This window comes from Nocardioides sp. dk884, assembly GCF_009557055.1.
Taxonomy (GTDB): Bacteria; Actinomycetota; Actinomycetes; order Propionibacteriales; family Nocardioidaceae; genus Nocardioides.
Genome location: NZ_CP045649.1, coordinates 3360796 through 3385549, shown reverse-complemented (window position 1 = coordinate 3385549; position 24754 = coordinate 3360796). Strand labels below are relative to the sequence as shown.

At 73.1% G+C, this 24754-nt stretch carries 21 protein-coding genes; 5 read left to right on the top strand and 16 right to left on the bottom strand.

Annotated elements, in window-relative coordinates:
• Window positions 1-47: 47 nt before the first annotated feature.
• From GFH29_RS16260 to GFH29_RS16215, 10 genes are all read right to left on the bottom strand, one after another.
• Window positions 48-3446, bottom strand: a complete 3399-nt coding sequence (locus tag GFH29_RS16260; RefSeq protein ID WP_153324824.1) for a pyruvate carboxylase — start codon at window positions 3444-3446, stop codon at window positions 48-50.
• Between the two features lie 78 nt (window positions 3447-3524).
• Entirely contained in the window at window positions 3525-5000 is a 1476-nt protein-coding gene (locus tag GFH29_RS16255) for a PH domain-containing protein (RefSeq protein ID WP_153324823.1), read from the bottom strand.
• Window positions 4997-5506 (bottom strand): PH domain-containing protein, encoded by a 510-nt coding sequence (locus GFH29_RS16250; protein WP_228387558.1) that lies wholly within the window; start codon window positions 5504-5506, stop codon window positions 4997-4999. Before GFH29_RS16250 ends, GFH29_RS16255 begins: the two co-directional genes overlap by 4 nt.
• 30 nt (window positions 5507-5536) lie before the next feature.
• Window positions 5537-6724: a hypothetical protein gene (locus GFH29_RS16245; RefSeq protein WP_153324822.1), complete on the bottom strand. Its 1188-nt coding sequence runs from the start codon at window positions 6722-6724 to the stop codon at window positions 5537-5539.
• On the bottom strand, window positions 6721-7425 hold the full coding sequence (locus GFH29_RS16240; protein WP_153324821.1) for a hypothetical protein: 705 nt from the start codon (window positions 7423-7425) through the stop codon (window positions 6721-6723). Before GFH29_RS16240 ends, GFH29_RS16245 begins: the two co-directional genes overlap by 4 nt.
• Window positions 7422-8645: a hypothetical protein gene (locus GFH29_RS16235; RefSeq protein WP_153324820.1), complete on the bottom strand. Its 1224-nt coding sequence runs from the start codon at window positions 8643-8645 to the stop codon at window positions 7422-7424. The genes GFH29_RS16240 and GFH29_RS16235 overlap by 4 nt, the downstream gene beginning before the upstream one ends.
• Before the next feature lie 135 nt (window positions 8646-8780).
• Window positions 8781-10016, bottom strand: coding sequence for a hypothetical protein (locus GFH29_RS16230; protein WP_153324819.1), 1236 nt, complete (start codon window positions 10014-10016; stop codon window positions 8781-8783).
• Entirely contained in the window at window positions 10013-10795 is a 783-nt protein-coding gene (locus tag GFH29_RS16225) for a hypothetical protein (RefSeq protein WP_153324818.1), read from the bottom strand. The genes GFH29_RS16230 and GFH29_RS16225 overlap by 4 nt, the downstream gene beginning before the upstream one ends.
• Window positions 10792-12039, bottom strand: a complete 1248-nt coding sequence (locus GFH29_RS16220) for a hypothetical protein (RefSeq protein WP_153324817.1) — start codon at window positions 12037-12039, stop codon at window positions 10792-10794. Before GFH29_RS16220 ends, GFH29_RS16225 begins: the two co-directional genes overlap by 4 nt.
• Before the next feature lie 29 nt (window positions 12040-12068).
• Window positions 12069-13823 carry a biotin carboxylase N-terminal domain-containing protein gene (locus GFH29_RS16215; RefSeq protein ID WP_153337445.1) on the bottom strand — a complete coding sequence of 585 codons (1755 nt, stop codon included), beginning with the start codon at window positions 13821-13823 and terminating at the stop codon, window positions 12069-12071.
• A gap of 262 nt (window positions 13824-14085) precedes the next feature.
• On the opposite strand from GFH29_RS16215, the gene GFH29_RS16210 reads away from it, so the two are divergent.
• From GFH29_RS16210 to GFH29_RS16200, 3 genes are all read left to right on the top strand, one after another.
• Window positions 14086-15267, top strand: coding sequence for an acyl-CoA dehydrogenase family protein (locus GFH29_RS16210; RefSeq protein ID WP_153324815.1), 1182 nt, complete (start codon window positions 14086-14088; stop codon window positions 15265-15267).
• 67 nt (window positions 15268-15334) lie between these two features.
• The gene (locus GFH29_RS16205; protein ID WP_153324814.1) at window positions 15335-16567 is read left to right on the top strand and encodes a glucose-1-phosphate adenylyltransferase family protein; all 1233 of its coding nucleotides are present in this window, start codon (window positions 15335-15337) and stop codon (window positions 16565-16567) included.
• Between the two features lie 26 nt (window positions 16568-16593).
• Window positions 16594-17127 (top strand): GtrA family protein, encoded by a 534-nt coding sequence (locus GFH29_RS16200; protein WP_153324813.1) that lies wholly within the window; start codon window positions 16594-16596, stop codon window positions 17125-17127.
• Here GFH29_RS16200 and GFH29_RS16195 read toward each other — a convergent pair.
• Both GFH29_RS16195 and GFH29_RS16190 read right to left on the bottom strand, forming a co-directional pair.
• Window positions 17063-17671: a Maf family protein gene (locus GFH29_RS16195; RefSeq protein WP_153324812.1), complete on the bottom strand. Its 609-nt coding sequence runs from the start codon at window positions 17669-17671 to the stop codon at window positions 17063-17065. The genes GFH29_RS16200 and GFH29_RS16195 overlap by 65 nt on opposite strands.
• A 10-nt stretch (window positions 17672-17681) precedes the next feature.
• The gene (locus GFH29_RS16190) at window positions 17682-18239 is read right to left on the bottom strand and encodes a TetR/AcrR family transcriptional regulator (protein WP_228387557.1); all 558 of its coding nucleotides are present in this window, start codon (window positions 18237-18239) and stop codon (window positions 17682-17684) included.
• A gap of 87 nt (window positions 18240-18326) precedes the next feature.
• Here GFH29_RS16190 and GFH29_RS16185 point away from each other — a divergent pair, with 87 nt between their 5' ends.
• Both GFH29_RS16185 and GFH29_RS16180 read left to right on the top strand, forming a co-directional pair.
• Window positions 18327-19319, top strand: a complete 993-nt coding sequence (locus GFH29_RS16185; protein ID WP_153324810.1) for a glycoside hydrolase family 6 protein — start codon at window positions 18327-18329, stop codon at window positions 19317-19319.
• 54 nt (window positions 19320-19373) lie between these two features.
• Window positions 19374-20348: a response regulator transcription factor gene (locus GFH29_RS16180; RefSeq protein ID WP_153324809.1), complete on the top strand. Its 975-nt coding sequence runs from the start codon at window positions 19374-19376 to the stop codon at window positions 20346-20348.
• 56 nt (window positions 20349-20404) lie between these two features.
• Here the strand turns inward: GFH29_RS16180 and GFH29_RS16175 are convergent, their stop codons facing one another.
• The 4 genes from GFH29_RS16175 to GFH29_RS16160 all read right to left on the bottom strand — a co-directional run bounded on the left by GFH29_RS16175 (window position 20405) and on the right by GFH29_RS16160 (window position 24661).
• Entirely contained in the window at window positions 20405-21127 is a 723-nt protein-coding gene (locus GFH29_RS16175) for a hypothetical protein (RefSeq protein ID WP_153324808.1), read from the bottom strand.
• A gap of 29 nt (window positions 21128-21156) precedes the next feature.
• On the bottom strand, window positions 21157-22647 hold the full coding sequence (locus GFH29_RS16170; RefSeq protein ID WP_228387556.1) for a glycosyltransferase: 1491 nt from the start codon (window positions 22645-22647) through the stop codon (window positions 21157-21159).
• Window positions 22648-22811: 164 nt separating this feature from the next.
• A complete protein-coding gene (locus GFH29_RS16165; protein WP_153324807.1) occupies window positions 22812-23045 on the bottom strand; it encodes an acyl-CoA carboxylase subunit epsilon in 234 nt (77 codons plus the stop codon).
• Entirely contained in the window at window positions 23042-24661 is a 1620-nt protein-coding gene (locus GFH29_RS16160; RefSeq protein WP_153324806.1) for an acyl-CoA carboxylase subunit beta, read from the bottom strand. Before GFH29_RS16160 ends, GFH29_RS16165 begins: the two co-directional genes overlap by 4 nt.
• Window positions 24662-24754: the final 93 nt, after the last annotated feature.

Below are 24754 nucleotides of genomic sequence, written 5' to 3'. Positions count from 1 at the left end.
GGTGTGTCGGACTACCCGGCCTACCCCCCGGAGGGGGACCGACCGGATCAGGAGACGACCAGCACCAGGTCGCCGCCCTCGACGGACTGGGTGCCGGTGATCGCCAGCCGCTCGACGGTGCCGCTGATCGGCGCGGTGATCGCCGCCTCCATCTTCATCGCCTCGATGGTGGCGACCGTGTCACCGGCGGAGACCTTGTCGCCGGCCACGACGACGACGCTCACCACGCCCTGGAACGGCGCCGCGACGTGGCCGGGCTGGGAGGAGTCGGCCTTCTCGGCGGTGGCCGCCTCGGAGGCGACGCTGGTGTCGCGCACGCTCACCGGGCGCAGCTGACCGTTGATCAGCGCCAGGACGGTGCGGAAGCCGCGCTCGTCGGGCTCGCTGATCGCCTGCACGCCGAGCAGCAGGGTGACGCCCGGCTCGAGGTCCACGCGGTGCTCCTCGCCGAAGCGCAGGCCGTAGAGGTAGTCCAGGGTCGGCAGCACCGAGATGTCGCCGTACGTCGCCCGCGACTCGTTGAACGAGCGGGTCGGCGCGGGGAACAGCAGCTCGTTGAGAGTGCGCCGGCGCAGCGGACGGCTCTCCCCGGGGGTACCGTCGAGCGCCTCCTCCTGCTCGGCGGTGAGCTCCTTGTCCTGCATCTTCCAGCTGCGCCCCTCGAGCGCCTTGGTGCGGAACGGCTCGGGCCAGCCGCCGGGCGGGTCGCCCAGCTCGCCGCTGAGGAAACCGATGACCGAGTCGGGGATGTCGAACCTCTGCGGGTTCTCCGCGAACTCGGCGGGGTCGGCGTCGGCCGCGACGAGGGAGAGCGCGAGGTCGCCGATCACCTTCGAGGACGGCGTCACCTTCGGGACGTTGCCGAGGATGTCGTTCGCCGCGGCGTACATGTCCTCGATCTGCTCGAACTTCTCGCCCAGGCCCAGCGCGATCGCCTGCTGGCGCAGGTTGGAGAGCTGGCCGCCGGGGATCTCGTGGCGGTAGACCCGGCCGGTGGGGGCGGGCAGGCCCGACTCGAACGGCGCGTAGACGCGGCGGGTCGCCTCCCAGTACGGCTCCAGCGCGTTGACCGCGGCCAGCGACAGGCCGGTCTCGCGCTCGGAGTGGTCGGTCGCCGAGACCAGCGCGGACAGCGCCGGCTGGGAGGTGGTGCCGGCCACGGCCGCGCAGGCGGCGTCGACCGCGTCGACGCCGGCGTCGATCGCGGCGGTCAGCGTCGCGAGCTGGCCGCCGGGGGTGTCGTGGGTGTGCAGGTGGACCGGCAGGTCGAAGTTGGCCCGCAGCGCGGTGACCAGGCGACGCGCGGCCGGGGCGCGCAGCAGGCCGGCCATGTCCTTGATCGCCAGCACGTGGGCGCCCGCGTCGACGATCTTCTCGGCCAGGCGCAGGTAGTAGTCGAGGGTGTAGATCTGCTCGTCCGGGTCCGACAGGTCGCCGGTGTAGCACAGCGCGACCTCCGCGACGCTCGTGCCGGTGGCCAGCACCGCGTCGATCGCGGGACGCATCTGCTCGACGTCGTTGAGCGCGTCGAAGATGCGGAACACGTCCAGGCCGCTGGCCGCCGCCTCCTGCACGAAGGCGTCGGTGACCTTGGTCGGGTACGGCGTGTAGCCGACGGTGTTGCGCCCGCGCAGCAGCATCTGCAGGCAGATGTTGGGCACCGCCTGGCGCAGCGCCGAGAGCCGCTCCCACGGGTCCTCGCCGAGGAAGCGCAGCGCCACGTCGTACGTCGCGCCGCCCCACGCCTCCAGCGACCACAGCTCGGGGGTGGTGCGCGCGACGTGCGGCGCGACCGTCAGCAGGTCGCGGGTGCGCACCCGGGTGGCGAGCAGCGACTGGTGGGCGTCGCGGAAGGTGGTGTCGGTGACGGCGACCCGGTCCTGGGCGCGCAGGCGGCGCGCGAACTCCGCGGGGCCGACCTCGAGCAGCAGCTGGCGGGTGCCGTCGGGCGCGGGGACCTCGAGGTTGGTGGCCGGCAGCTTGCTGGCCGGGTCCACCTTGACCGGCGCCGGGCCGTGCGGCTGGTTGACCGTGACCTCGGCGAGGTAGGTCAGCAGCTTGGTGCCGCGGTCGCCGGAGCGGCGCGCCTGGAGCAGCTGGGGGTGGGTCTCGATGAAGGAGGTCGTGACGTTGCCGGCGATGAAGTCGGGGTCGGCGAGCACGGCCTGGAGGAACGCGATGTTGGTGGAGACGCCGCGGATGCGGAACTCCGCGATCGCGCGGCGGGCCCGCTCGACGGCCTTCTCGAAGGTGCGCCCGCGGCAGGTGAGCTTGGCCAGCATCGAGTCGAAGTGCGCGGACACCTCGGCGCCGGTGTAGGTCGTACCGCCGTCGATGCGCACGCCAGCGCCGCCGGGGGAGCGGTAGGTGGTGATCATCCCGGTGTCCGGGCGGAAGTTGTTGGCCGGGTCCTCGGTGGTGATCCGGCACTGCAGCGCGGCTCCGCGCAGCACGATCGTGTCCTGGCTCAGACCGAGGTCGGCCAGGGTCTCGCCGGCGGCGATGCGCAGCTGGGCCTGCACGAGGTCGACGTCGGTGACCTCCTCGGTCACGGTGTGCTCGACCTGGATGCGGGGGTTCATCTCGATGAAGACGTAGTTGCCGGCGGGGTCGAGGAGGAACTCGACGGTGCCGGCGTTGCGGTAGCCGATCTCGCGGGCGAAGCGCACCGCGTCGGCGCACATGCGCGCGCGCAGGTCGGGGTCGAGGTTGGGGGCCGGGGCGATCTCGACGACCTTCTGGTGGCGACGCTGCACCGAGCAGTCGCGCTCGAAGAGGTGGATGACGTTGCCGGCGCCGTCGGCGAGGATCTGCACCTCGATGTGGCGCGGGTCGACCACCGCCTGCTCGATGAAGACGGTCGGGTCGCCGAAGGCGGCCTCGCCCTCGCGCATGCAGGTCTCCACGGCCTCGCGCAGCTTGGCCGGGTCGTCGACGCGGCGCATGCCGCGGCCGCCGCCGCCGGCGACCGCCTTGACGAAGAGGGGGTAGGGCAGCGCGGAGGCGGCCTCGACGAGGGAGTCCACGTCGGTCGAGGGCTCGACGCTGGCCAGCGTCGGGACACCGGCCGCCTTGGCGGCCGCGATCGCGCGGGCCTTGTTGCCGGTCAGCTCCAGCACCTCGGCGCTCGGGCCGACGAAGGTGATGCCGGCGTTGGCGCAGGCCTCGGCGAGCGCGGGGTTCTCGGAGAGGAACCCGTAGCCGGGGTAGATCGCGTCGGCGCCGGCGCGCACGGCCGTCGCGACGATGCCCTCGGGGTCGAGGTAGGCGCGCACCGGGTGGCCGCGCTCGCCGATCTCGTAGGCCTCGTCGGCCTTCAGTCGGTGCTCGGACCCGCGGTCCTCGTAGGGGAAGACCGCCACCGTCCGGGCGTTCAGCTCGTACGCCGCGCGGAACGCTCGGACCGCGATCTCGCCGCGGTTTGCCACCAGCACCTTGGAGAACATGTGGCCCACGCTATCGGGCTCGAGCGGCCGTCCCCGGCACCGCCCGGATGCTGCTCAGCCGGTGGACGGGGCCCCGGCTCAGGGGGCGAGGAACTGGTGCAGCAGGCCGGGCACCGCGTCGTCGGCCAGGTGCACGGCGCGCCCGCGTGGGACGTCGGGGACGGTGACCTGCTGGTCTCCTCCGGCGGTGGTCGCGGTGAGCGTGAGCAGGCCGGCCCGGCGCTGGATCACGGTGTCGCGGAAGGTCCAGCCGATGACGTGGCGGGTGGCGAGCACCTCGCGGGCGCGGGTCAGGCTCCCGGAGCGGGCGACCAGGTGACCCTCGACGAGGGCGTGACCGAGCGCGCGGGACCGGTCGTGGGCCAGCACCGCGGCGACCGGGAGGGCGAGCACGGCCAGGGTCAGACCCCAGCGTCCGACCGGCAGGGCCAGCCACGCCACGACCCCGAGCCCGGCGACCAGCGCCGCCGGGCCGAGCGCGCGGGACCAGCGCCGCCGCGTCGCCGCCGGGCCGTGCGCGACGAGCGGGGCGCTCAGCGGGGCGGACGTGCCGACGACCTCGCCGCCCACCCCGGCGGCGACCGCCGTGGGCGCCGGGGGGACCAGGGTGGCGCTGCCGGGGCGGCTGCGGTCCAGGCCGGTCACGATCGCGGACAGGTGCGCGGCCCCGGCCAGCCGCAGACCGGCCGGCTCGTGCAGGACCACCCCGGCCACCCGGTCGTCGTCCAGCGTGGTCTCGCGGGTGGTGAGCAGGCCACGGACCAGGTGCCAGGCCCCGGGCCGGTGGGTGAGGACCAGCCCCCAGCTGGTGAGCAGGTACGCCGCCACCGCGAGCGCCGAGACGACCAGGAGCACGACGACGAGCCCCGCGACCACGGCCAGCCACCCGGCGACGGGCAGGTCGGTGCCGGGCAGGTCCTCGGCACGCAGGCTCAGCTCCAGCCCGAGGGTCGTGGCCAGCTGGAACGCGCCGCCGACCACACCGGCGAGCAGCACCAGCCCGGTGCCGGTGAGCGGGGCGTAGCGAGCCCAGGCGGGGTCCAGGCGCAGCACCGTGTGCGCGGTCGGGGCGGGGCCGGGTACGCCGTCGGTCCCGCCCGGCAGCGGGTCGCGGGCGCGCAGCAGCGCGGCGCGCAGGGTGCGCGCGGTGGCGCCCGGCAGCCCGTCGAGGTCGAGGGCGTCCTCCTCGCGCGAGGAGGCGGTGCCGGTGCCGATGCGCACGGTGACCAGGCCGAGCAGCCGGTGCACCGGGCCGGCGGTGAGGTCGACGGTGCGGACCCGGTCGACCGGCACGGCCAGGGTGCGCCGGTTGAGCAGGCCGCGGCGCAGCTCGACACGCCCCTCGGCGACGCGGAACCGGGTGGTGAGATAGCGGACGACGCCGAGCAGTACCGGCACCGCCACGGCGAGCAGCTGCCAGCCGCGCCCGCCGATCGCGGTGCCCGCGACCAGCAGCCCGAGCAGCGCGGGCAGGAACTTCACCAGCTCCTGCAGCGGGTTGACCAGCAGCATCCGGCGGTCGAGGCGCTGCCAGCCGTCGGTCTCGCCGTTCACGTCGCGTCGTCCCCCGCGCGATGGGGCGAGGGCCGGCTCCCGGCCTGGGTGGCGTCGGCGCGCAAGGTCAGCTCGTCGACGAGGGCGCGGGCAGCCTCGGCGTCGAGACCCGGGATCGCCAGCGCGCCGGCGGCGGAGGCGGTGGTCACGGTGACCGTGGCCAGCCCGAAGAGACGCGCGATCGCGCCCTGCTCCAGGTCGACGGTCTGCACCCGCGAGATCGGCGCGATCCGGCGCTCGCGCGCCCACCACCCGGTCTGGGTGTAGACGGCCGTGTCGGTGACCTCCCAGCGGTGCACGACGTAGCGCCACTGCGGCACGGCCACGGCGTACGCCGTGAGGACGACGGCGACCGGCGGGACCAGCCACCAGCGCAGGGTGTCGGTGAGGAGGACGCCCGCGACCAGGGCGGCGAGCAGCACCGCGGCGCCGATGGCGTGGGTGCACCACCACATCAGGCGTGCGCGGGGGCAGACCCGTTCACGGGGATCGCGCAGGTCGGGCACGCCCCGAGCCTAGGGGGCGGGCACCGGTGCTCAGCCGCGGGCGGTCAGCCGGCCGAGGAGGTCGGGATCCAGGGACCCGTAGCCGGTGCTGCTCCACGGGCCGAGGTCGAGGCGGAAGTAGTGGGCGGGCCGGCCGTCGGCCACGAAGTCCAAGACGTCGGCCGGTTCGTCTCCGGCCTCGAGGGCGCGCGTGCACCCCGTGCAGGCCGGCACCCGGGTCGTGGCGTCGCCGTCGTGCCAGCGCGCCGGGGCGACGGGGCCGTTGTGCAGCGGGTGGAAGTAGCACCCGGGCTCCGGGGTCCAGCCGCGGCCGCGCACGGCCGCCTCGAGCGCCGACCTGCCGCGGCCGGCCAGCACGATCGCGCCGACCGCGTCGGCGGGGGAGTGCTCGCGGTCGAGGATCCGGCGGGCGACGTCGTAGTGGTCCAGCGCGGCCTGCCAGGCCGGCAGCGAGGCGGCGTGGCGCGGGTCGAGGTGCGCGGCGTCGATGGCCTCGCCGAGGGCGAGCACATCGGCGTGCGCACTGTCCTCGTTGCGTCGGTCCTCGGCGGCGCGGACGGTGCTCAGCACCGCCGGCGGCAGGGTGAAGGGCGACCCGGCGGCGGACGGAGGCACGGCGCGTGGCCGCCGGCGGCGTACGCCGATGACCACCGCGACGGCCACGACCAGCACCGCGGTCAGGACGCCGGTGACGCCGGGGCCGCCGCTGTCGTCGGCCGGAGCAGCCGGGGTCGGGACGGTCCCCGTCCCCGACCCGGTGCCGGTCCCGGTGCCGTTCAGCTCGTCGTAGAGCCGGTCGGCGTCGCCGGACTCCAGCAGCTCCAGGGCCCGCAGCGTCTGGGCGCCGAGGTCCTTCGGGTGCTCGGCCTGCGCGACCGCGGAGGCGGTGAAGAGCCCGGCGTCGTCGGGGTAGGACACGATCTCGAGGCGGTACGGCTCGTCGTCGATGCGTGTCTCCGGCACGACGTAGAACCCCGAGCGGCCGGTGTCGTCCCGGATCATGGCGGCCAGCTGCTCCGGGCTGCCGCCGGTCAGATCGTCGTGGTCGAGCTCGACGAGCGTGACGTAGGTGGGGGTGGCGGCCTCGGCGACGGCGGCCTCGAGCCGCGCCTCCTGCGCGGGGGAGATCTCCGCGCGCAGGTCGGGCGCGACCCAGACCCCGTCCTCGCCGAGCTCGGCCTCGATCTCCTTCAGCAGCGGCTCGTCGATCCAGGTCATGGCCGGGCCTCCAGGGTGCGGGGCGAGCGGGAGGACGCCATGGCGCCCAGGACGCCGAACACGAGCAGCAGCCCCAGGTAGCCGAGGAGCGCGAAGAGCAACCCGGCCGCGAGGCCGCCGCCGGCGCCGCCCCAGTCGTCCGAGCCGGGTCGGGGCTCCCCGGGCCGGGCGGCCTCGGTGTCCGCCAGCTCGGTGACCACCCGGGTCAGGGCGGCAGCGGGTCGGCCGGTGCCGTCGGCCTCGATCCGCGGCTCCTGGTAGCCGAGCGCCGCGAGGTACGGCGGGCGTCCCGGCGACACGACCGCGTAGAACCCCTCGCGGAAGACGCCGGCGCGCAGCTGGTCCATCGCACTCTCGGGCGGGTAATACCCCGCCTGCCAGCTCTCCTCCCACCAGACCACGAACAGCGGCACCGGTGCGTCGGCGATGATCTCCTCGATCCGGTCCACCTCGTCCGCGCCGAGCTCGCCGCGCAGCTCGGGGCCGATGTGCAGACCGGTCTCCTGCACGGCGTCGATCGCGGCCTGCACCCGGTCGCCCGGAGTGGAGGCAGCGGCCGCGGCCAGGACTGCCTGGTCGTAGGGGTCCGGCTCCGGCGTCGGGTGGTGGCCGGGCACGGCGCCGGCGAGCAGGCCGGCGCCCAGGGAGACGACGAGCGCGAGTCCCGCGGTGGCCGGTCGCAGCCGGCGGCGCCCGCTCACCGGAGCCGCCGCTCGCCGGCGACCTGGCGGGCCAGGTCGGCCAGGTCCGTGGTGAGGCTGCCGTACCCGGTGCGGGCCCACACGCTGTCCTCCTCGTAGTACGGCCGGAGCCGGCCGCCGCGCCGGACCACCAGGGCGCTCGGCGGCTGCTCGCTGACGAACGCGCGGTGGCACGCGGCGCAGACCGGCACCTCGATCTCGGCGTCGCCGAACTGCCACTGGGCGACCTGCTCCGCGGCGCCGTGTATGGCGTTGACGAAGCACGGCCGGTAGGGGTCCGAGCTGACCAGGGCGTGCCGCCCGGCTCGGACCAGCACCAGGGCACCGACCACGTCGCGCACGTCCTCGGAGCGCAGCAGCGGCTCGGCCGTCTCCCGGGCGAGCGCGGCCTGGACCTGGCTCGGCCCCGCGGGAGCGTTCACGAGGGCCTCCGCCAGCTCGGTGAGGCCGGTGTCCGCCTCCGCGCGGACCTCGGCGAGGTCCGGGGGCAGGACGACGGGTGCGGGGACCTCCGGGACCGGGGCCGGGCGGCGGCGCCAGCCCGGCCAGCCGCGCAGGGACTGCAGCAGCACCGCGAGCAGCAGACCGGCGACCATGGACCCGACCATCCAGCGCTTGTCGGCGCTCCAGTCCACGGGCGGCGCCGGCGCGGCGTACTCCTCGGACCAGGCGGGGGTCTCGTACGCCGCCAGCGCCTGCTCCCGGGCGACGAGGTCCTCGACGGTCTCCTCGTCGAGCGTCGGGTCCCTCCAGGGCCGCTCGTCGTCCGGCCCCGCCGGCTCGGCCAAGGCGGTGCGCAGGATCGTCTCGGCCTCGACCGTGGGGGCGAGGATCGTGACCCCAGCCTCGTCGGTCACCAGCTGCCGGTCGATGTCGGCCTGCAGGGAGAAGTGCGTCTGGTCCCAGTCGGTGCCCACCACCTGGACGCCGGTGACCGCGTCCTCGGTGGCGACCACGTAGAGCCCTGGCTCGCCGATGCGCCGGCTCAGCGCGGTGGCGAGGTAGTGGCCGGACTCGATGCCCGCGTCCACCTCCGGCGGCGCCTCGATGACGGCGACGAAGGTGCGGAACGGCATCCGCTCCACGAGCCGGCTGATCCGCTCGAGGGCCCCGGCGGTGTCGCCACCGCCGAGCGTCTCGTGGACGATGACCGGCTCGGTGCGCAGCGCCTCGGCGAGCGCCTCCACGGTGTCCGGGTACGCGACATCGGCTGGGATCATCGGTGTGCTGGACCGCTCAGCCCGAGCACCGCGTCACGGCTCGTCACCGGCGCCTGGGAGGACATGGCGCACACGCTAGCCGGGCGCTCGGACGGCTTCCGCACGAGGTCGAGGTGCCTGCAGCGGGCGGTCCGCTCAGCGGCGCCCGCGAGGCCGGCGGGCGTGCAGGGCGCTCAGCAGGTCCGGCTCCAGCGCGCCGTACCCGGTCGAGGCCCACGGCTCGGCGTCGGTGGCGAAGTAGTGCACCGGCACGTCGTCGCGCACCACGTCGAGGATGTCGGGGCGGCGCCCGGCGGCGAGGTCCTTGCCGCACGCCGCGCACACCGGTACGTCGAGGGCGCGGCCGGCGTCGTCGAGCTTGCGCCGGGCCCCCGCCTTGCCGTGCAGCGGGTTGAGGAAGCAGGGGGCGTCGGGGGAGAAGGCCCGGCCCCGTCCGGCGGCGTCGAGGGCTGCCCCGCCCCGGGCGGCCAGGACGATCGCCCCGATCACGTCGAGCAGGTCCGGCGACGCGGCGGGGTCGCGGCCCAGGACCCGGCGGGCGGCGTCGTAGTGGTCCAGCGCCGCCTGCCAGGCGTCGGCGTTCGCCGTCCTGGTCAGCTGGGTGCCGTCGATGCGCTCGCCGAGCGCGAGGACGTCCTGCTCGGCCCGGGAGCGCAGCCGCGCGTCGTCGGCGCTGCGCACCCGCTCCAGCACCGACGGCGGGAGCGTGAAGCGCTGAGCGGCGCGCCCGGAGCCGCGCCCGAGGGCGCCGCCCCCTGCGCGGCGGCGGAACAGACGGATGAGGAGGACGGCGGTCACCGCGAGCGCGGTCACCGCGAAACCGCCGACCACCGGGCCGGCCGCACCGTCCCAGCCCGAATCGGGATCGGAGGCCGTGTCCGTCGTCGTCGTGGTGGCGTCGGGTCGGGCGTCGAAGGCCTCACGGGCCTCGGCAGCCTTCGCCGTGACGGTGCCGTCGGCGATCGCCGTGGTCAGCGCGACCAGGCCGGCGCCGAGGTCGTCGGGGTGCAGCCACTCCGCGATGCCCGTGGCGTCGTACGGCAGGTCGAGGCGGCCCGCGTCCCCGGTCCACTCTTCGATCTCGAGCGAGTAGTCCCCGGTCGAGAAGATGTACTTGGGGGCGACGAACCAGCCGTCGGTCCCCAGTTCGGTGCGGGCCCGGACGAGCATGTCCCCGGCGCTACCGGCGAACATGTCGTCCTCCTCGAGCCCCCGGACCACCACGTGGACGGGTATGTCGATGCGGGCGACGGCCGCCTCGATGGCCGCCTCCTCGGCGGGGTCCACGTGCCGCGCCATGCCTGGGCCGATGTGGACGCCGTCCTCGCGCAGGTCCGCCACGATCTCGGCGACGGGGTTGGGCTCGGTCATCGGGTTCCCTTCGAGGCCGGGCGGGGGCGGTTGCGGAACGGGCGGCCGGTGGCGAGGCGGGCCAGCCCGGTGAGCAGGTAGGCGCCGGCCGCGGTGGGGGCCGCGACCATCAGCAGGGCGGCGGCAATGCCGCCGCCGACCCCGCCCCAGTAGTCGTTGGACTCGGCGTCCTCGAGGGCGCCGCTGGCGGGCAGCCCGGTGATGAAGTCGCTCAGCTGGGTCTCGGCGTCGCCGACGTTCTCGAGGTCGGGCACCTCCCACCCGAGCCGCTTGCCCTCGGGCACGTCGACGCCGACGTCCTCGGGGCCCTGCCAGACGATGTAGATGCCCGGCTCGCCGAGCTCGGTCGCCAGCTGGTCGGGCAGGGTGAACGAGTACGGCTCGGGACCGGCCTGCTTGCTGGACTCCCAGACCAGCACGTGCACCGGCACGGGTGCGTCGGCGATGAGCCGCTCGAGGCGCTGTTCGCCCTCGACCGAGACCATGTCGCGACCGTCGGGCGCGACGTACACGGGGTCCTCGCGCAGCGCGGCGATCGCCCCCTGCACCCGGTCACCGGGCTCGCGCGCGGTCTGCTCGCCGCGCTGGTCGACCAGGTGGACGCCGAGCGCGGCGCCGCCGAGGCCGAGCAGGCAGGCGAGCCCGAGGTCGACGACGTGGCGTCCGGTCAGATCGACCCCGCCCCGGGCGAGGTCGAGGAGGTTGTCGGTGGACGCCTTCTTGGCGTTGGCGTGCGTCCGCCCGGGATGGCCCGAGCGGGGGCGCTTGCGGGCGCTCATCGGGTGGCCCGCCGGTCCTCGAGCACGGTGCGCCACAGGTCGTCGCTGATCGCGCCGAAGCCGGTGCGCGCCCACACGTCGTCGCCCTCCCAGTAGGGGCGCAGACGTCGCAGCCGGCCGCGCACGACCAGCGGGTCGGCCAGCTCGGGCCGGGACTGGGCGCGCCGGCACCGCCCGCACGCGGGCAGGTCGACCTCGTCGCCGGTGCCGACGGGGGCGGCCACCCGGGCGGTGCCCTCCCCGTGCCAGGGGTTGAAGAAGCAGGGCCGGTACGCCGCGCTCGGCTGGTCGAGCAGTCGTTGAGCGGTGCGGACCAGCACCAGGGCGCCGAGGGACTCGAGCAGGTCGGCATCGCGCTCCTCACCCGTGTCGAGCAGGGTGCGGGCGGCGGTGCGGGAGCCGTCGAGGCGCTGCTCGTCGGTCGGGTCCAGACCGGTGGCGGAGCGTCGCAGCAGCGCGCGGTCGAGGACCGACAGCTCCTTCTCGGCGCGGCGGCGCGCGTCCTGTGCCGTCGGCGCGGCGGGGGTGTCCGCGACGGTGTCGGGACGGGTGCCGGTGGGGATGCCTCGGGCGACGGCGGTGCCGGGCGCGAGCTCACGCCAGCGGGCGATGGTGCGCAGCACGAACCACGCGACGATCGCCACCCCGACGCCCAGCCCGGTGGCGACCACCGCGTAGGTGCCCTCGGTCGGTGCGCTGATGTCCTCGCTGAGGGTGCTGCCGCGGTTCACCCAGAGATCGCCGGTGCGGTACTCCGCGAGCTGGTCATCGGGCAGCGGCTCGGCGTCGTTGAGGGCGGTCGCGACCAGCTCGGCGGCCGCGCCGGCCGCGCTGGGCGAGGCGTCGTCGGCGTACGGCGCGTTGACGTCGTAGATGTCCCACTTTCCGGGGGCCTCGGCGCCGTACGTCTGCCAGCCGAGGTGGCCGAAGTCGGGGTTCAGCGAGACGACGTAGAGCCCGTCCTCGCCGATCTCGGCGTGCAGCAGGGAGGCCAGCTCGTCCTCGGGCCGGTCGTCGGCGAACCCGCCGGGGGACTGCACCAGGGCGACGTACACCGGGAAGTCGGCCCCGTCGATGAGCTCGGTGAGGGCGTCGTCGACGGCGTCGCGCTGCCCGTTGCCCATGATCTCCTGGACGATCACGGGGTCCTCGCGCAAGGCGGCGGCGAGCCCCTCGACGCTCCAGGTGGGGGCGTCGAGGGGCTCGTCGTCACGCGGCTGGGGTGCCGGCGGGCCGGAGTTCACCGCCGGTCACTACCCGAGAGGCGGATCGCTCAGTCCTTGATCTCGCAGATGACCTCGCCGTTGCTGACGGTGGCGCCGACCTCGGCCTTGAGCCCGGTCACGGTGCCGGCCTTGTGGGCCTTGAGCGGCTGCTCCATCTTCATCGCCTCCATGACGACCACGACGTCGCCCTCGGCGACCTCCTGGCCCTCCTCGACGGCGATCTTGACGATCGTGCCCTGCATCGGGCTGGCCACGGCGTCGCCGCTGACCGCGGCGCCGGCCTTCTTGCCCGCCGCGCGCTTCGGCTTCTTGGCGCCGTTGGTCGCGCCGCCGCCGATGGAGCCGAGCCCGCCGGGCACGACGACCTCGAGGCGGCGCCCGCCGACCTCGACGACGACGGTGTGGCGGTCCTCGGCCTCGGGGGCGTCGGGGGTGTCGCCGGCGTACGGCTGGATCTGGTTGTCGAAGTCGGTCTCGATCCAGGTCGTGTAGACGTCGAACTTCTCGCCGTCACCGATGAACGCCGGGTCCTCCACCACGGTGGCGTGGAACGGGATGACCGTGGGCATGCCGTCGACCTTGAACTCGGCCAGGGCGCGGCGCGAGCGCTCCAGCGCCTGGGTGCGGTCGCGGCCGGTGACGACGAGCTTGGCGATGAGGGAGTCGAACGAGCCCGGGATGGTCTCGCCCTTCTCGTAGCCACCGTCGACGCGGATGCCGGGGCCCTGCGGCGGCGCCCACTCGGTGAGGGTGCCGGGGGCCGGCATGAAGTTGCGGCCGCCGTCCTCGGCGTTGATGCGGAACTCGATGGAGTGGCCGTGGATCTCCGGGTCGTCGTACCCGAGCTCCTCGCCCGCGGCGATGCGGAACATCTCGCGGACCAGGTCGATCCCGGTGACCTCCTCGGAGACGCAGTGCTCGACCTGGAGGCGGGTGTTGACCTCGAGGAAGGAGATGGTGCCGTCGGCGGCCACGAGGAACTCGCAGGTGCCGGCGCCGACGTAGCCGGCCTCGCGCAGGATCGCCTTGGAGGAGGTGTAGAGCTTCTCGACCTGCTCGTCGGTCAGGAACGGCGCGGGCGCCTCCTCGACCAGCTTCTGGTGGCGACGCTGCAGCGAGCAGTCGCGGGTCGAGATGACGACCACGTTGCCGTGGGAGTCGGCCAGGCACTGGGTCTCGACGTGGCGCGGGCGGTCGAGGAACTTCTCGACCAGGCACTCGCCGCGACCGAACGCGGTGACGGCCTCGCGGACGGCGGACTCGTAGGCGTCGGGGATCTCCTCGAGCGTGCGGGCGACCTTGAGGCCGCGGCCACCGCCGCCGAAGACGGCCTTGATCGCGACCGGCAGGCCGTTCGCCTTGGCGAACTCGACGACCTCGTCGGCGTCCTTGACCGGGTCCTTGGTGCCGGGCGCGAGGGGCGCGTTGGCCTTCTGCGCGATGTGCTTGGCCTTGGCCTTGTCGCCCAGGGCGTCGATCGCCTCGGGGGACGGGCCGATCCAGATCAGCCCGGCGTCGAGGACGGCCTGGGCGAACTGGGCGTTCTCGGCGAGGAAGCCGTAGCCCGGGTGCACCGAGTCGGCGCCGGACTTCTTCGCGACCGCGATGATCTTCTCGATGTCGAGGTAGGACTCCGCGGGGGTCGCTCCCTGCAGCGAGTGGGCCTCGTCGGCCATGCGGACGAACACTGCGTCGCGGTCGGGCTCGGCGTAGACCGCCACGCTCCCGATCCCGGCGTCCTTGCACGCGCGGATGACCCGGACTGCGATCTCACCGCGGTTGGCGATGAGAACCTTCTGCAACGGCTTGCTCTCCGGCACCTGTACTCCTGGTCGTCGTGACGCTTGATGTCTCCGCGCGGCAGGCTACCTCCTGCCGATCCGCGGCTTCGGGATGGTCGCATCCTGAGCCATCCCCCGCGCCCGCGCTGCCCGGTCAGCGGAACGAAGGGCACGTACGCCGAGTCGGCGCCAATGGTTGCGCGAGTCGGCGTCCATGGCGCGCCGAGTCGGCGCCCATGGCGGGGTGGTTAACAAACGCTAACCAGCGGGCTAGCATGCCGAGATGAGCACCGGATTCGAGCTGTCCCGCGAGCACGAGGAGTTCCGCCGCAGCGTGCGCGAGTTCGCGGAGGCGGAGATCGCTCCGCACGCGGGGACGTGGGATCGCGAGCACCACTTCCCCGTCGAGGTCGTGCAGCGCATGGGCGAGCTCGGGCTGTTCGGGCTCACCGCTCCCGAGGAGTACGGCGGGGCGGGGGAGGACGGCGACTTCACCAGCCTCTGCGTGGCGATCGAGGAGATCGGGCGCGTGGACCAGTCGATGGGCATCACGCTCGAGGCGGGGGTGGGGCTGGGGATCAGCCCGATCCTGGCCTTCGGCACCCCCGAGCAGAAGCAGACCTGGCTGCCCGACCTCGTCGCGGGGCGCCGGCTGGCCGGGTTCGGGCTCACCGAGCACGGCGGAGGCTCCGACGCCGGGGCCACCCGCACCCGCGCCGTGCTCGAGGACGGCGAGTGGGTGATCGACGGCGCGAAGCAGTTCATCACCAACTCCGGCTCCTCGATCACCAGCCTGGTGACCGTGACCGCCCGCACCGCGGTGACCGAGCCCGGGGAGCGGCCCGAGATCAGCACGATCATGGTGCCCGCCGGCACGCCCGGCTTCACCGCCGAGAAGGCCTACGACAAGCTCGGCTGGCACGCCTCCGACACCCACCCGCTGTCCTTCGACGCGGTCCGGGTCCCGGAGGCCAACCTGCTCGGGGAGCGGGGACGCGGCTACGCGCAGTTCCTGGCCACCCTCGACGACGGCCGGGTCGCGATCGCCGCGCTCGCCGTCGGGTGCCTGCAGGCGTGCCTGGACATGAGCGTCACCTACGCCCTGGGCCGGGAGACGTTCGGGGGACCGATCGGGCGCAAGCAGGGCGTGGCCTTCCAGATCGCCGACCTCGAGGTGATGCTCGAGTCCAGCCGGCTGCTGACCTACAAGGCGGCCGCGATGAAGGACGCCGGCGCCCCGGTCGCGGAGTTCAAGCGGGCCGCGGCGATCGCCAAGCTGCACGCCACCGAGTCGGCGGTCACCGCCACCCGGATCGCGACGCAGGTCTTCGGTGGCTACGGCTTCATGGAGGAGTACCCCGTCGCCCGCTTCTACCGCGACGCCAAGGTGCTCGAGATCGGCGAGGGCACCTCCGAGGTGCAGCGGATGCTCATCGCCCGGGGGCTCGGCCTGCCGGTGGAGTGAGCCGGTGGAGTGAGCCGGTGGAGTGAGCCGTGCACGCGACCTCACCGGTGCTGTGTGAACATCGGGTATGCCCCGTTCTCGTGTGCTCGCCATCGTCCAGGCCGGAGGTGCCGGCGGTCGTCTCGACGTCTTGACCCGGGAGCGCGCCAAGCCGGCGCTGCCCTTCGCCGGCGCCTGGCAGCTGGTCGACCTGCCGCTGTCCAACCTCGCGCACAGCGGGATCACCGACGTGTGGCTGGCGGTGCAGTTCCAGGGATCCACCCTCGAGGAGCAGGTCGCCAACGGCCGCCCGTGGGACCTCGACCGCAACCACGGCGGGTTGCGGCTGCTGATGCCCGAGCAGGGGACCGGCACCGCCGACGAGGACGGGTTCGCCCAGGGCAACGCGGACGCGCTCTACCGCATCCGCGACCAGGTCCGCGCGGCCGCGCCGGACGAGGTCGTGGTCCTCAGCGCCGACCACATCTACCGCCTCGACTTCAACGACGTGCTGGACACCCATCGCCGCGCGGGCGCCGAGTGCACGGTGGTCACCACGACCGTCCCGCCCGGTGACCGGGCCGAGGACCACGCGGTGGTCGAGCACGACGCCGACGGGCGGGTGACCCGCTTCGCCTACAAGCCCGAGCAGGCGTCGAGCGACACGATCGCGACCGAGGCCTTCGTCTACGACCGTGAGGTGCTCATCGAGGTGCTCGAGGAGCTGCACCGCGAGCTCACCCACCAGGCCGACGAGGGCGACACCGGCCTCGGCGACTTCGGCGAGCACCTGGTGCCGCGGCTGGTCGAGCGCGGGCGCACCGTCGTCCACGCGTACGGCGGCTACTGGCGCGACCTCGGGCAGCCGCACCTCTACCTGCGCGCGCACCGCGACTTCCTCACCGACGACCACGAGGTGCTGGACTACCCGGGCTGGCCGATCCTGACCCGGCAGCCGCAGCGCAGCCCGGCGCGGGTGCTCGACGGCGGGGTCGTGACCGACTCGATGCTGAGCCCGGGCGCCCGCGTCGCGGGGACCGTGCGCCGCAGCGTGCTCGGGCCCGGGGCGGTCGTGGAGGCCGGCGCCGAGGTGGAGGACAGCGTCGTGGGTGCCGACACGGTCGTGCGCGCCGGCGCCCGGGTGGCTTGGGCGGTGCTCGACAGTGACTGCGAGGTGGCGGCCGGCGCCGTGATCGAGGGCGCCGGCGAGGCCGCCCTCGACGACCCCGACCTGGTGACGCTCGTGGGCCGCGGCTCGGTCGTGGGCCGCGGTGTCCGGCTGGAGCCCGGAAGTCGGCTGGAGCCCGGCTCGACCGCCTGAGTGTGCCCTTCAGTAGCCTGTGGCCCATGTCGAGCCGCTGGCGCCGCTACCTGACCGAGGCGGTTCGCTTCCTCGCCGTCGGGGGCTTGGCCACGCTGGTCGCGCTGGTGCTGTTCAACCTGCTGGTCCACGGCTTCGGTGCCGAGCGGCTCGCGCTGCTGGAGAGCGAGCCGATCCTGGCCTACGTGCTGGCCAACACCGTCGGCATGGCGGTGAGCTTCCACGGCAGCCGCAACTACGCCTTCAAGGACCGGTCGGTGCGCCCCGCGGACGGCGGCATCTCGGCGTTCATCGTCATCAACGCGGTCACGATGCTGCTCCCGATCGGGTGCCTGACGATCAGCCGGGAGGTGCTGGGTCTCGCCGACCCGGTCTCCGACAACATCGCCGCCAACGTGATCGGCCTCGTCCTCGGGATGACGGCGCGGTTCTTCTTGTTCCGCACCTTCGTCTTCCGCCGCCCGCTGCCGCTCCTGGCCGAGGACCGCTCGGGCGTCAGTGCCGCGGGGCCGTCCACAGGTGCGTCCAGGAGTGTCCCAGCTGGGCGAGCAGCTCCCTGAGCAACGGCAGGCTGACCCCCACCACGTTGTGGTGGTCGCCCTCGATGCCGGTGATGAACGCGCCGCCGAGGCCATCGACGGTGAAGGCGCCGGCGACGTGCAGCGGCTCGCCGGTCGCGACGTACGCCGCGATCTCCTCATCGCTCACATCGGCGAAGTGCACGGTCGTCGAGGCGGTCGCTGCGACGGTGCGTCCGCTGGCGGTGTCGCGCAGGCAGTGACCGGTGCGCAGCACGCCGCTGCGACCGCGCATCGCCTGCCAGCGGCGGGTCGCCTCCGTGGGGTCGGCGGGCTTGCCGAGCGCCTCGCCGTCGAGCTCGAGCACCGAGTCGCAGCCCAGCACCACCGCGCCCGCCGGCACCTCCTCGCGCGCGGCGACGGCCGCGCACTTCAGCTCGGCCAGGCCCAGCGCGAGATCGGCGGGCGCGAGGCCGTCGAGCTGGGACTCATCGACGCCGGAGACGATCACGAGGGGGTCGACGCCGGCGCTGCGCAGGGTCGCGAGACGGGCGGGGGAGGCGGAGGCCAGGACGAGGGTGCTCACCCGCCGGAGGCTACTGGGCGGCCTCGCCGAGCGCGGCACGGGTGAGCTCGGCGAGCGCGGGCTCGCTGTCGCCGTGCTCGGGGGCGCCGATCGAGAGCAGCACGTTGATCAGCATCCCGCGCGCCACGAAGTCCCGCGCCTCCTGCTCGCTCCACCCAGCACCGCGCAGGGTCTCGTGGATGCGGCCGAGCCCGGCGCGGGCCGCGGTCGCGATGCGGGGCACGTGCCCCGCGGAGAAGCCGTGCATCGTCACCTGCAGCAGGTCGCGGTCGCGGACCAGGGCGGTGTACGCCGCGCTGAGTCGCGCGGGGCCGGTGCCGGCGGCGGGGCCCTCGTCGTCCAGCGCCTGCACGAAGGCACGGCGCACCTGCTCCAGCGCGCGCTCGAACACCTGGAGGAACAGCTCGAGCTTGGTCCCGAAGATCCGCACGACGTACGGCTGGGAGACCCCCGCCTCACGTGCCACCTCATCGGTGCTGGTGGCGTTGTAGCCGCGCCGGGCGAACGCACGCGTGGCGGCCTGCAGCACCACCTCACGCCGGTGGTCGGCACTCATCCGTGCGGTCACGCTCGGCACGCTAGCAGCGCGCTCGCCGTCGTCCGGTGATGTTGTCGCAGTGCTCCACCCGCCCCCGAGACCGGGCATGATGGCGCCGTGAAGCTCAGTGGGCGCCCCGCCGGACCCGTGCGCTCGTTGGTTCTGGCAGGCGTCCTGGCTGGGTCGTTGCTGGTCTCCGGGTGTGGGGACGAGGGTCTGGATCCCAGGACCGACAACGCGTTCGCCGCCCGTGCCCTGTTGGTCGACACCGGCTCGCGCACCGCCCAGGCAGCCGCGGCGGCCGAGCAGGCCGGCGACACCCGGGGCGCAGAGGTCTTCGGTCGCCTGGCGGAGGTGCCGCAGGCCATCTGGCTGACCCCCGAGCGCACCCCTCCCGACCAGGTGGGGGAGTACGTCGAGGGGATCGTCCGCGCGGGCGACGACGCGGATCGGCTGCCCGTCCTGGTGGTGTACGGGATCCCGGACCGCGACTGCTCCGGGGGGTACTCGGCCGGCGGTCTGGACGCGTCCGGGTATCTGGACTGGGTGCAGGAGATCGCCGACGCCGCGGCCTCCGGGGAGCTCGCCGTCGTGGTCCTGGAGCCCGATGCCCTCGCCTCCGCAAGCGAGTGCCAGGACCCCGACCGGCGCGTCGAGCTGGTGGGCGGGGCGGTGGACGTGCTCGCCGAGGCAGGAGTCGCGACGTACCTGGACGGCGGCCACTCGCACTGGCTGGCGCCCCACGACATGGCGGCTCTGCTCACCGACGCAGGGATCGACCAGGTGCGCGGCTTCGCGACCAACGTGTCGAACTACCAGCGCGACGAGGACGAGATCGCGTACGCCGAGCGGCTGAGCACGCTGCTCGACGGCGCGCACTATGTCCTCGATCGGGGGCGCAACGGCCTCGGCGCCAGTGAGGAGTGGTGCAACCCGGGCGGGCGAGCGTTCGGCCTCGAGCCCGGGCTGGTGAGCGGCGAAGGCGGGCTCGATGCCTACCTGTGGGTGAAGCCTCCAGGCGAGAGCGACGGCACCTGCAACGACGGCCCACCGGCAGGTGACTTCTGGGCGGAGCAGACGCTCGAGATGGCGGCGCGCACCGGGTGGTGACCGCGCCTGTCGGTTGGAAACGGCGGTGGCCGTTTGCGTTGCTAGGCTCCAGCCATGACTGGGGGAGACGCCGACTGGACGGCCGTGATCATCGAGGATGATCCGGACGTGCGAGACCTGATCGACATCGTGCTGACCCAGTCGGGGTTTCGCACCATCGTGGCCCAGGACGGGCCCGACGGCGTCGAGGCGGTGCGTCGGCACAATCCGCTGCTGACGACCCTCGACGTCAACATGCCCGGCATGGACGGTTTCGCGGTCGCCAAGCGGCTGCGCGAGTTCAGCAACACCTACCTGATCATGATCACCGCCCTCGCCGACGAGATCGACGTCGTGCAGGGCTTCGAGGTCGGCGCCGACGACTACCTGGTCAAGCCGTTCCGCCCGCGTGAGCTGCGGGCCCGCGCCGACTCGATGCTCCGCCGGCCGCGAACTCGCCAGGAGGTCCCGACCAGCTGGGCGCCGAGCCCGCCCGCGGTCGAGCCGGAGCCGGTCGTGGAGCTCACGTGGGCCGCCCAGGCCGCGCTCGACCTCGGCCGGGGCAGCCCGCTCGCGCCGCTCGCCGGCGCCCAGGCCACCGCCACCGTCGCCCCCGTCCCTGCCGCCCCCGTCCCCGTCCCCGTCCCCGTGGCGAGCGTCGCCCCGGTGGCGGCCCCGGCCCCCAGCACCACTGTCGCGCCGCCTGCGCCGCCGGCCCAGGATGGCTGGGTCCGCTTCGCAGACCTCGCGCTCAACCTCGAGACCGGGGCCGTGACCGTCAAGGGCGTCACCGTCGAGGTGACCTCCGCCGAGCTCGACCTGCTGGTCTCGCTGCTGCGGACCGGTCGACGGGTCCGCAGCAAGGCCGACCTGGTCCTGGCGATGCGCGGCGAGCAGTACGTCACGACGTACTTCGTCAACGAGGCGGACAAGCGAGCGGTCGAGATCCACATCGCGAGCCTGCGTCGCAAGCTCGGTGACGACGGTGCCACGCCCCGTTACATCGAGACGGTGCGCGGCGTCGGCTACCGGATGGCCGAGCCGGTCTGAGGCGTCACCGCAGCGCTTCGCCCCGAGCCCGTGGGGCGGAGCGCTGCGGGACCGGGTCAGTTGGCGTTGGTCGGGATCCGGGTGACCTGGGTGCGCTGCGTGGACTCGAAGATCGCGATCGGGACGTTCTGCTTGATCTCCTTCTTGTAGAAGGACTCGCTGCCGGCCTCCTCCTGGATCCACACCGTCGCGGTGAAGCTGAGCGTGAGGCCGCGGGTGTCGAGCGACATCGGGCCGATCCGCTGGTTACGCAGCTCGAAGGCGCCCTTCGGCGAGGTGATCAGCATGCCCCGCTCGGTCGCCACCGGCTCGGGGTCGAAGGTGATCGCGCGGGCCGAGGCATCGAGGCGGTAGGGCCGCTGCGCGCGCCCGTTGCCGACGGTCGTGGTCCGCGAGGTCACCTTGATCCGGTCGAGGTAGACCTTGCGCTTGGTGGCGAACGGGTCGCGCAGACGGCGGTCGAGGTCGTAGGCCTGGAAGGTGAAGGAGAAGAACTTGTCCCCGCGCGGGAACCACTCGTTGGTGCGCGGCGTCGACTTGGTGGGCCACAACGTGTAGACGAAGTCCACCCCGTTGACGTCGATGTGGGACTGGAAGGTCCCGTCCCGGGTGAACTGGGAGTCGAACATCTTCTCGACAGCGGATGGTGCGGCGGTGGGCACCGGCTCGTCGTCCGGCGCGAGCGCGTCCCAGACCGCGCACGAGGAGAGCAGGAGGACGAGCACGCCCATCAAGACGGAGTACGACGTGGCGCGCATGCGGCGAGAACGGGTCTGCACAGAGATCCTTCGGTGGGAGAGACGCGCGGTCAGGCCTGGAAGCCGCGGTAGGGACGCATGGCCTTGAGTGCCATCCAGACGGTCTGCACGATCGTGATGATGCCGAGGATGGGCCAGCCGACCGCGAGGATCTCGGACTTGGTCTCCATCGGGATCGGGGCGTAGTTCCACACCGCGCCGAACCCGACGAACATCACGGCGAGGGCGAGGAACGGGTACATCCAGGCGGCGCCCTTGCCGCGCTCCGCCTTGGCCTGGGCCGCCCAGTTGTCGGTCTGCTGGCGGCTGAAGAACTTCAGCCAGGCCCGCACGAAGTGACCCATCCGGATCAGCATGTAGAACTCGGCGGGAGCGATGAGCAGGGCGAACAGGTAGTCGCGCTTGTTCCTGAACTTCATCGAGTGCGCGACGCGCAGGTTGAGCAGGACCGCGGCGAGCGGCGGGATCAGCCACCAGGCCCGGAAGACGAACGCGTCGATGGAGACAGCGGCGATCACGAGCAGGAAGAACATCAGCCGGGTGACCATGTTGAGCACCATCGACATGTGCTCGAACCAGCGCAGCCGCAGGTTCGGGTGGAACGGCTGGCCCCGGGTGTCGCCGCGCTGGCCGGGCCACATCAGGTCGATGGCGCCGAAGTTCCACTTCACCTGCTGCGCGTCGAGCGAGCGCAGCGTGCTCATGCCGCCGACGTGGGCGCGCGCGTGCGCGGAGATCTTGGTCAGGTAGCCGGCCGACTTGATCTGCAGGGAGAGCAGCGAGTCCTCGACCTCGGAGTCGTTGACCCACGGCGTGCGCTGGTGGCTGTCCTTGAGCACGTCGCGCAGCGCCTGGGTGGAGAAGATCGAGAACTGCCCGCCCAGCACCGCCATGTTGCGGCCCTTGAGCAGGTTCTGCATGTTGAACGCCGCGAACTGGGCGCGCTGGCCGGCGATGAGGAACTTCGACATCGGGCCCGTGAGCGCGGAGTCGTCGATGGAGTAGATCGCCGAGATGCCGCCGATGCGGTCGTCGCTGGCGATCTCGTTGATCAGGTGCTCCACGGCGTCGGGCTCCGGGGTGGTGTCGCCGTCGACGCCGAGCAGGTAGTCCATGTGCTCGACGAGGGAGTAGCCGTAGTTCAGCGCCCCGACCTTCTTGTCGGGGTTCTTGCCGATGTCGTGGACGTAGATGACCGTCGACTGCTCACCGTCCGCAGTGGTGCGGGTGTGCGGTCCGGCGTAGTGCCCGGCGATCTCGACGGAGTCGTCAGTGGTGTTGTTGACGATGACGTGGATCGCGTCCGGGATCCGGGTCTGCATCAGCAGCGAGTCCAGGACGCCGGCGATGGTCTCGCCCTCGTTGTAGGCCGGGATGACGCACCCGATGGTGGGGCGGTACGTCGGCAGCTCGTCGACGCGCTCGAGGAACTCATCGGCGTACGCCGCGAGGTGCGGGTCGAGGGTGCGGACGTAGGGGTTCTCGGCGTCCCGGATGAGGGCGGTAGGCGAGGTGTGGTCGGTCCCGTGGCGAGGTTCCACGCGGTGCTCCCGTCGGTCGTGCTCGCGGTGCGCCGCGTGCTGCTCGGCTTCGAGTGTGGCGGCGGTGGCTCAAGGCGCCGGGTCGGAATGCCCAAGATCTCCTCAAGAGACAGTGGTTCTCCGCTCCGGCGCCTCGAGCCGAGCGTCGCGTGGGGCGCGCTGGTCTAGCGGGGCAGCCCGCTGGCGCGCCAGCCGCCGAGGCCGGACGACAGTGGACGACGGGTCGCCCGCTCCGGGGCGGCCCAGGCCGAGACCGCGCGTCGGGGGGCCGGCGCGCTGGTGCCGAGGGAGGAGAAGACGGCGACCAGCGCCGCGATCTCCTCCGGGGTGGCGTCGGGGTTGACCACCCGCAGGGCCGGGCGGGCCGGCTCCGGGGTGCCGGCGTCGGCGCCGCTCACAGCGGGATGTTCCCGTGCTTCTTGGCCGGCAGCGTCTCGCGCTTGGAGCGCAGCAGCCGCAGCGAGCGGACCACCTCGGAGCGGGTCTCGTGGGGCGCGATGACCGCGTCGACGTAGCCGCGCTCGGCCGCGATGTAGGGGTTGGCCAGCGTGGTCTCGTACTCCTCGATCAGCTGGGCGCGCTTGGCCTCCACGTCGCCGCCTGCGGCCTCGACGGCCTTGAGGGTCTTGCGGTGGATGATGTTGGCCGCGCCCTGGGCGCCCATGACCGCGATCTGGGCGGTCGGCCAGGCGATGTTCATGTCCGCGCCGAGGTGCTTGGACGCCATCACGTCGTACGCGCCGCCGTAGGCCTTGCGGGTGATGATCGTGACCAGCGGGACGGTTGCCTCGGCGTAGGCGTAGATCAGCTTGGCGCCGCGGCGGATGATGCCGTTCCACTCCTGGTCGGTGCCCGGCAGGAAGCCCGGGACGTCGACGAAGGTGAGCACCGGGATGTTGAAGGCGTCGCAGAAGCGCACGAAGCGCGCGGCCTTCTCGGAGGCGTCGATGTCGAGGCAGCCGGCGAACTGCATCGGCTGGTTGGCGACGACGCCGACCGGGCGGCCCTCCACGCGGCCGAAGCCGACGATGATGTTGGGCGCGAACAGCTCCTGGACCTCGAGGAAGTCCTCGTCGTCGACGATCGCCCGCACGACCTCGTGCATGTCGTAGGGCTGGTTCGGGGAGTCCGGGATGATCGTGTCGAGGGAGCGGTCCAGGTCGCTGACCTCGAGGTCGGCCACCTCGTCGTACGACGGGAGCTCATCGAGGTTGTTCTGCGGCAGGTAGGACAGCAGCGCCTTGACGTACTCGATGGCGTCCTCCTCGTCGGAGGCCATGTAGTGCGCGTTGCCGGACTTGGTGTTGTGGGTCCGGGCGCCGCCGAGGTCCTCCATCGTGACGTCCTCGCCGGTGACGGTCTTGATGACGTCGGGACCGGTGATGAACATGCCGGAGGTCTGGTCGACCATCACGGTGAAGTCGGTGACCGCGGGGGAGTAGACGTGCCCGCCGGCGCAGTTGCCCATGATCAGGCTGATCTGCGGGATGACGCCCGAGGCGTGCACGTTGCGCTTGAAGATCTCGCCGTACAGGCCCAGGGAGACGACGCCCTCCTGGATGCGGGCGCCGGCGCCCTCGTTGATGCCGACCAGCGGCGAGCCGGTCTTGATCGCCAGGTCCATGATCTTGGTGATCTTCTCGCCGTAGACCTCGCCCAGCGAGCCGCCGAAGACGGTGAAGTCCTGGGAGAACGCGCAGACCTGGCGGCCGTTGACCGTGCCGTAGCCGATGACGACGCCGTCGCCGTAGGGGCGGGTCTTCTCCAGGCCGAAGGCGGTGGAGCGGTGCCGGGCCAGCTCGTCGATCTCGACGAAGGAGCCCTCGTCGAAGAGCAGCGCGACGCGCTCGCGGGCGGTCAGGCGTCCCTTGGCGTGCTGCTTCTCGACGGCCGCGGCCGATCCGGCGTGGACCGCCTCGTCGATGCGGCGCTCGAGGTCCGCCAGCTTGCCGCTCGTCGTGTGGATATCGATATCCGTGGGGACGTCGGTGCCTTCGCCGGGTTGTGCGCTCACTGGTCCTGATCTCCTCGCTGGCGTCCGTGCAGGGTGTGGGCCAATGTAGTGCCCGTGATTCCTTCTCGGTCGGCGCGCCCACCACTGGACAGG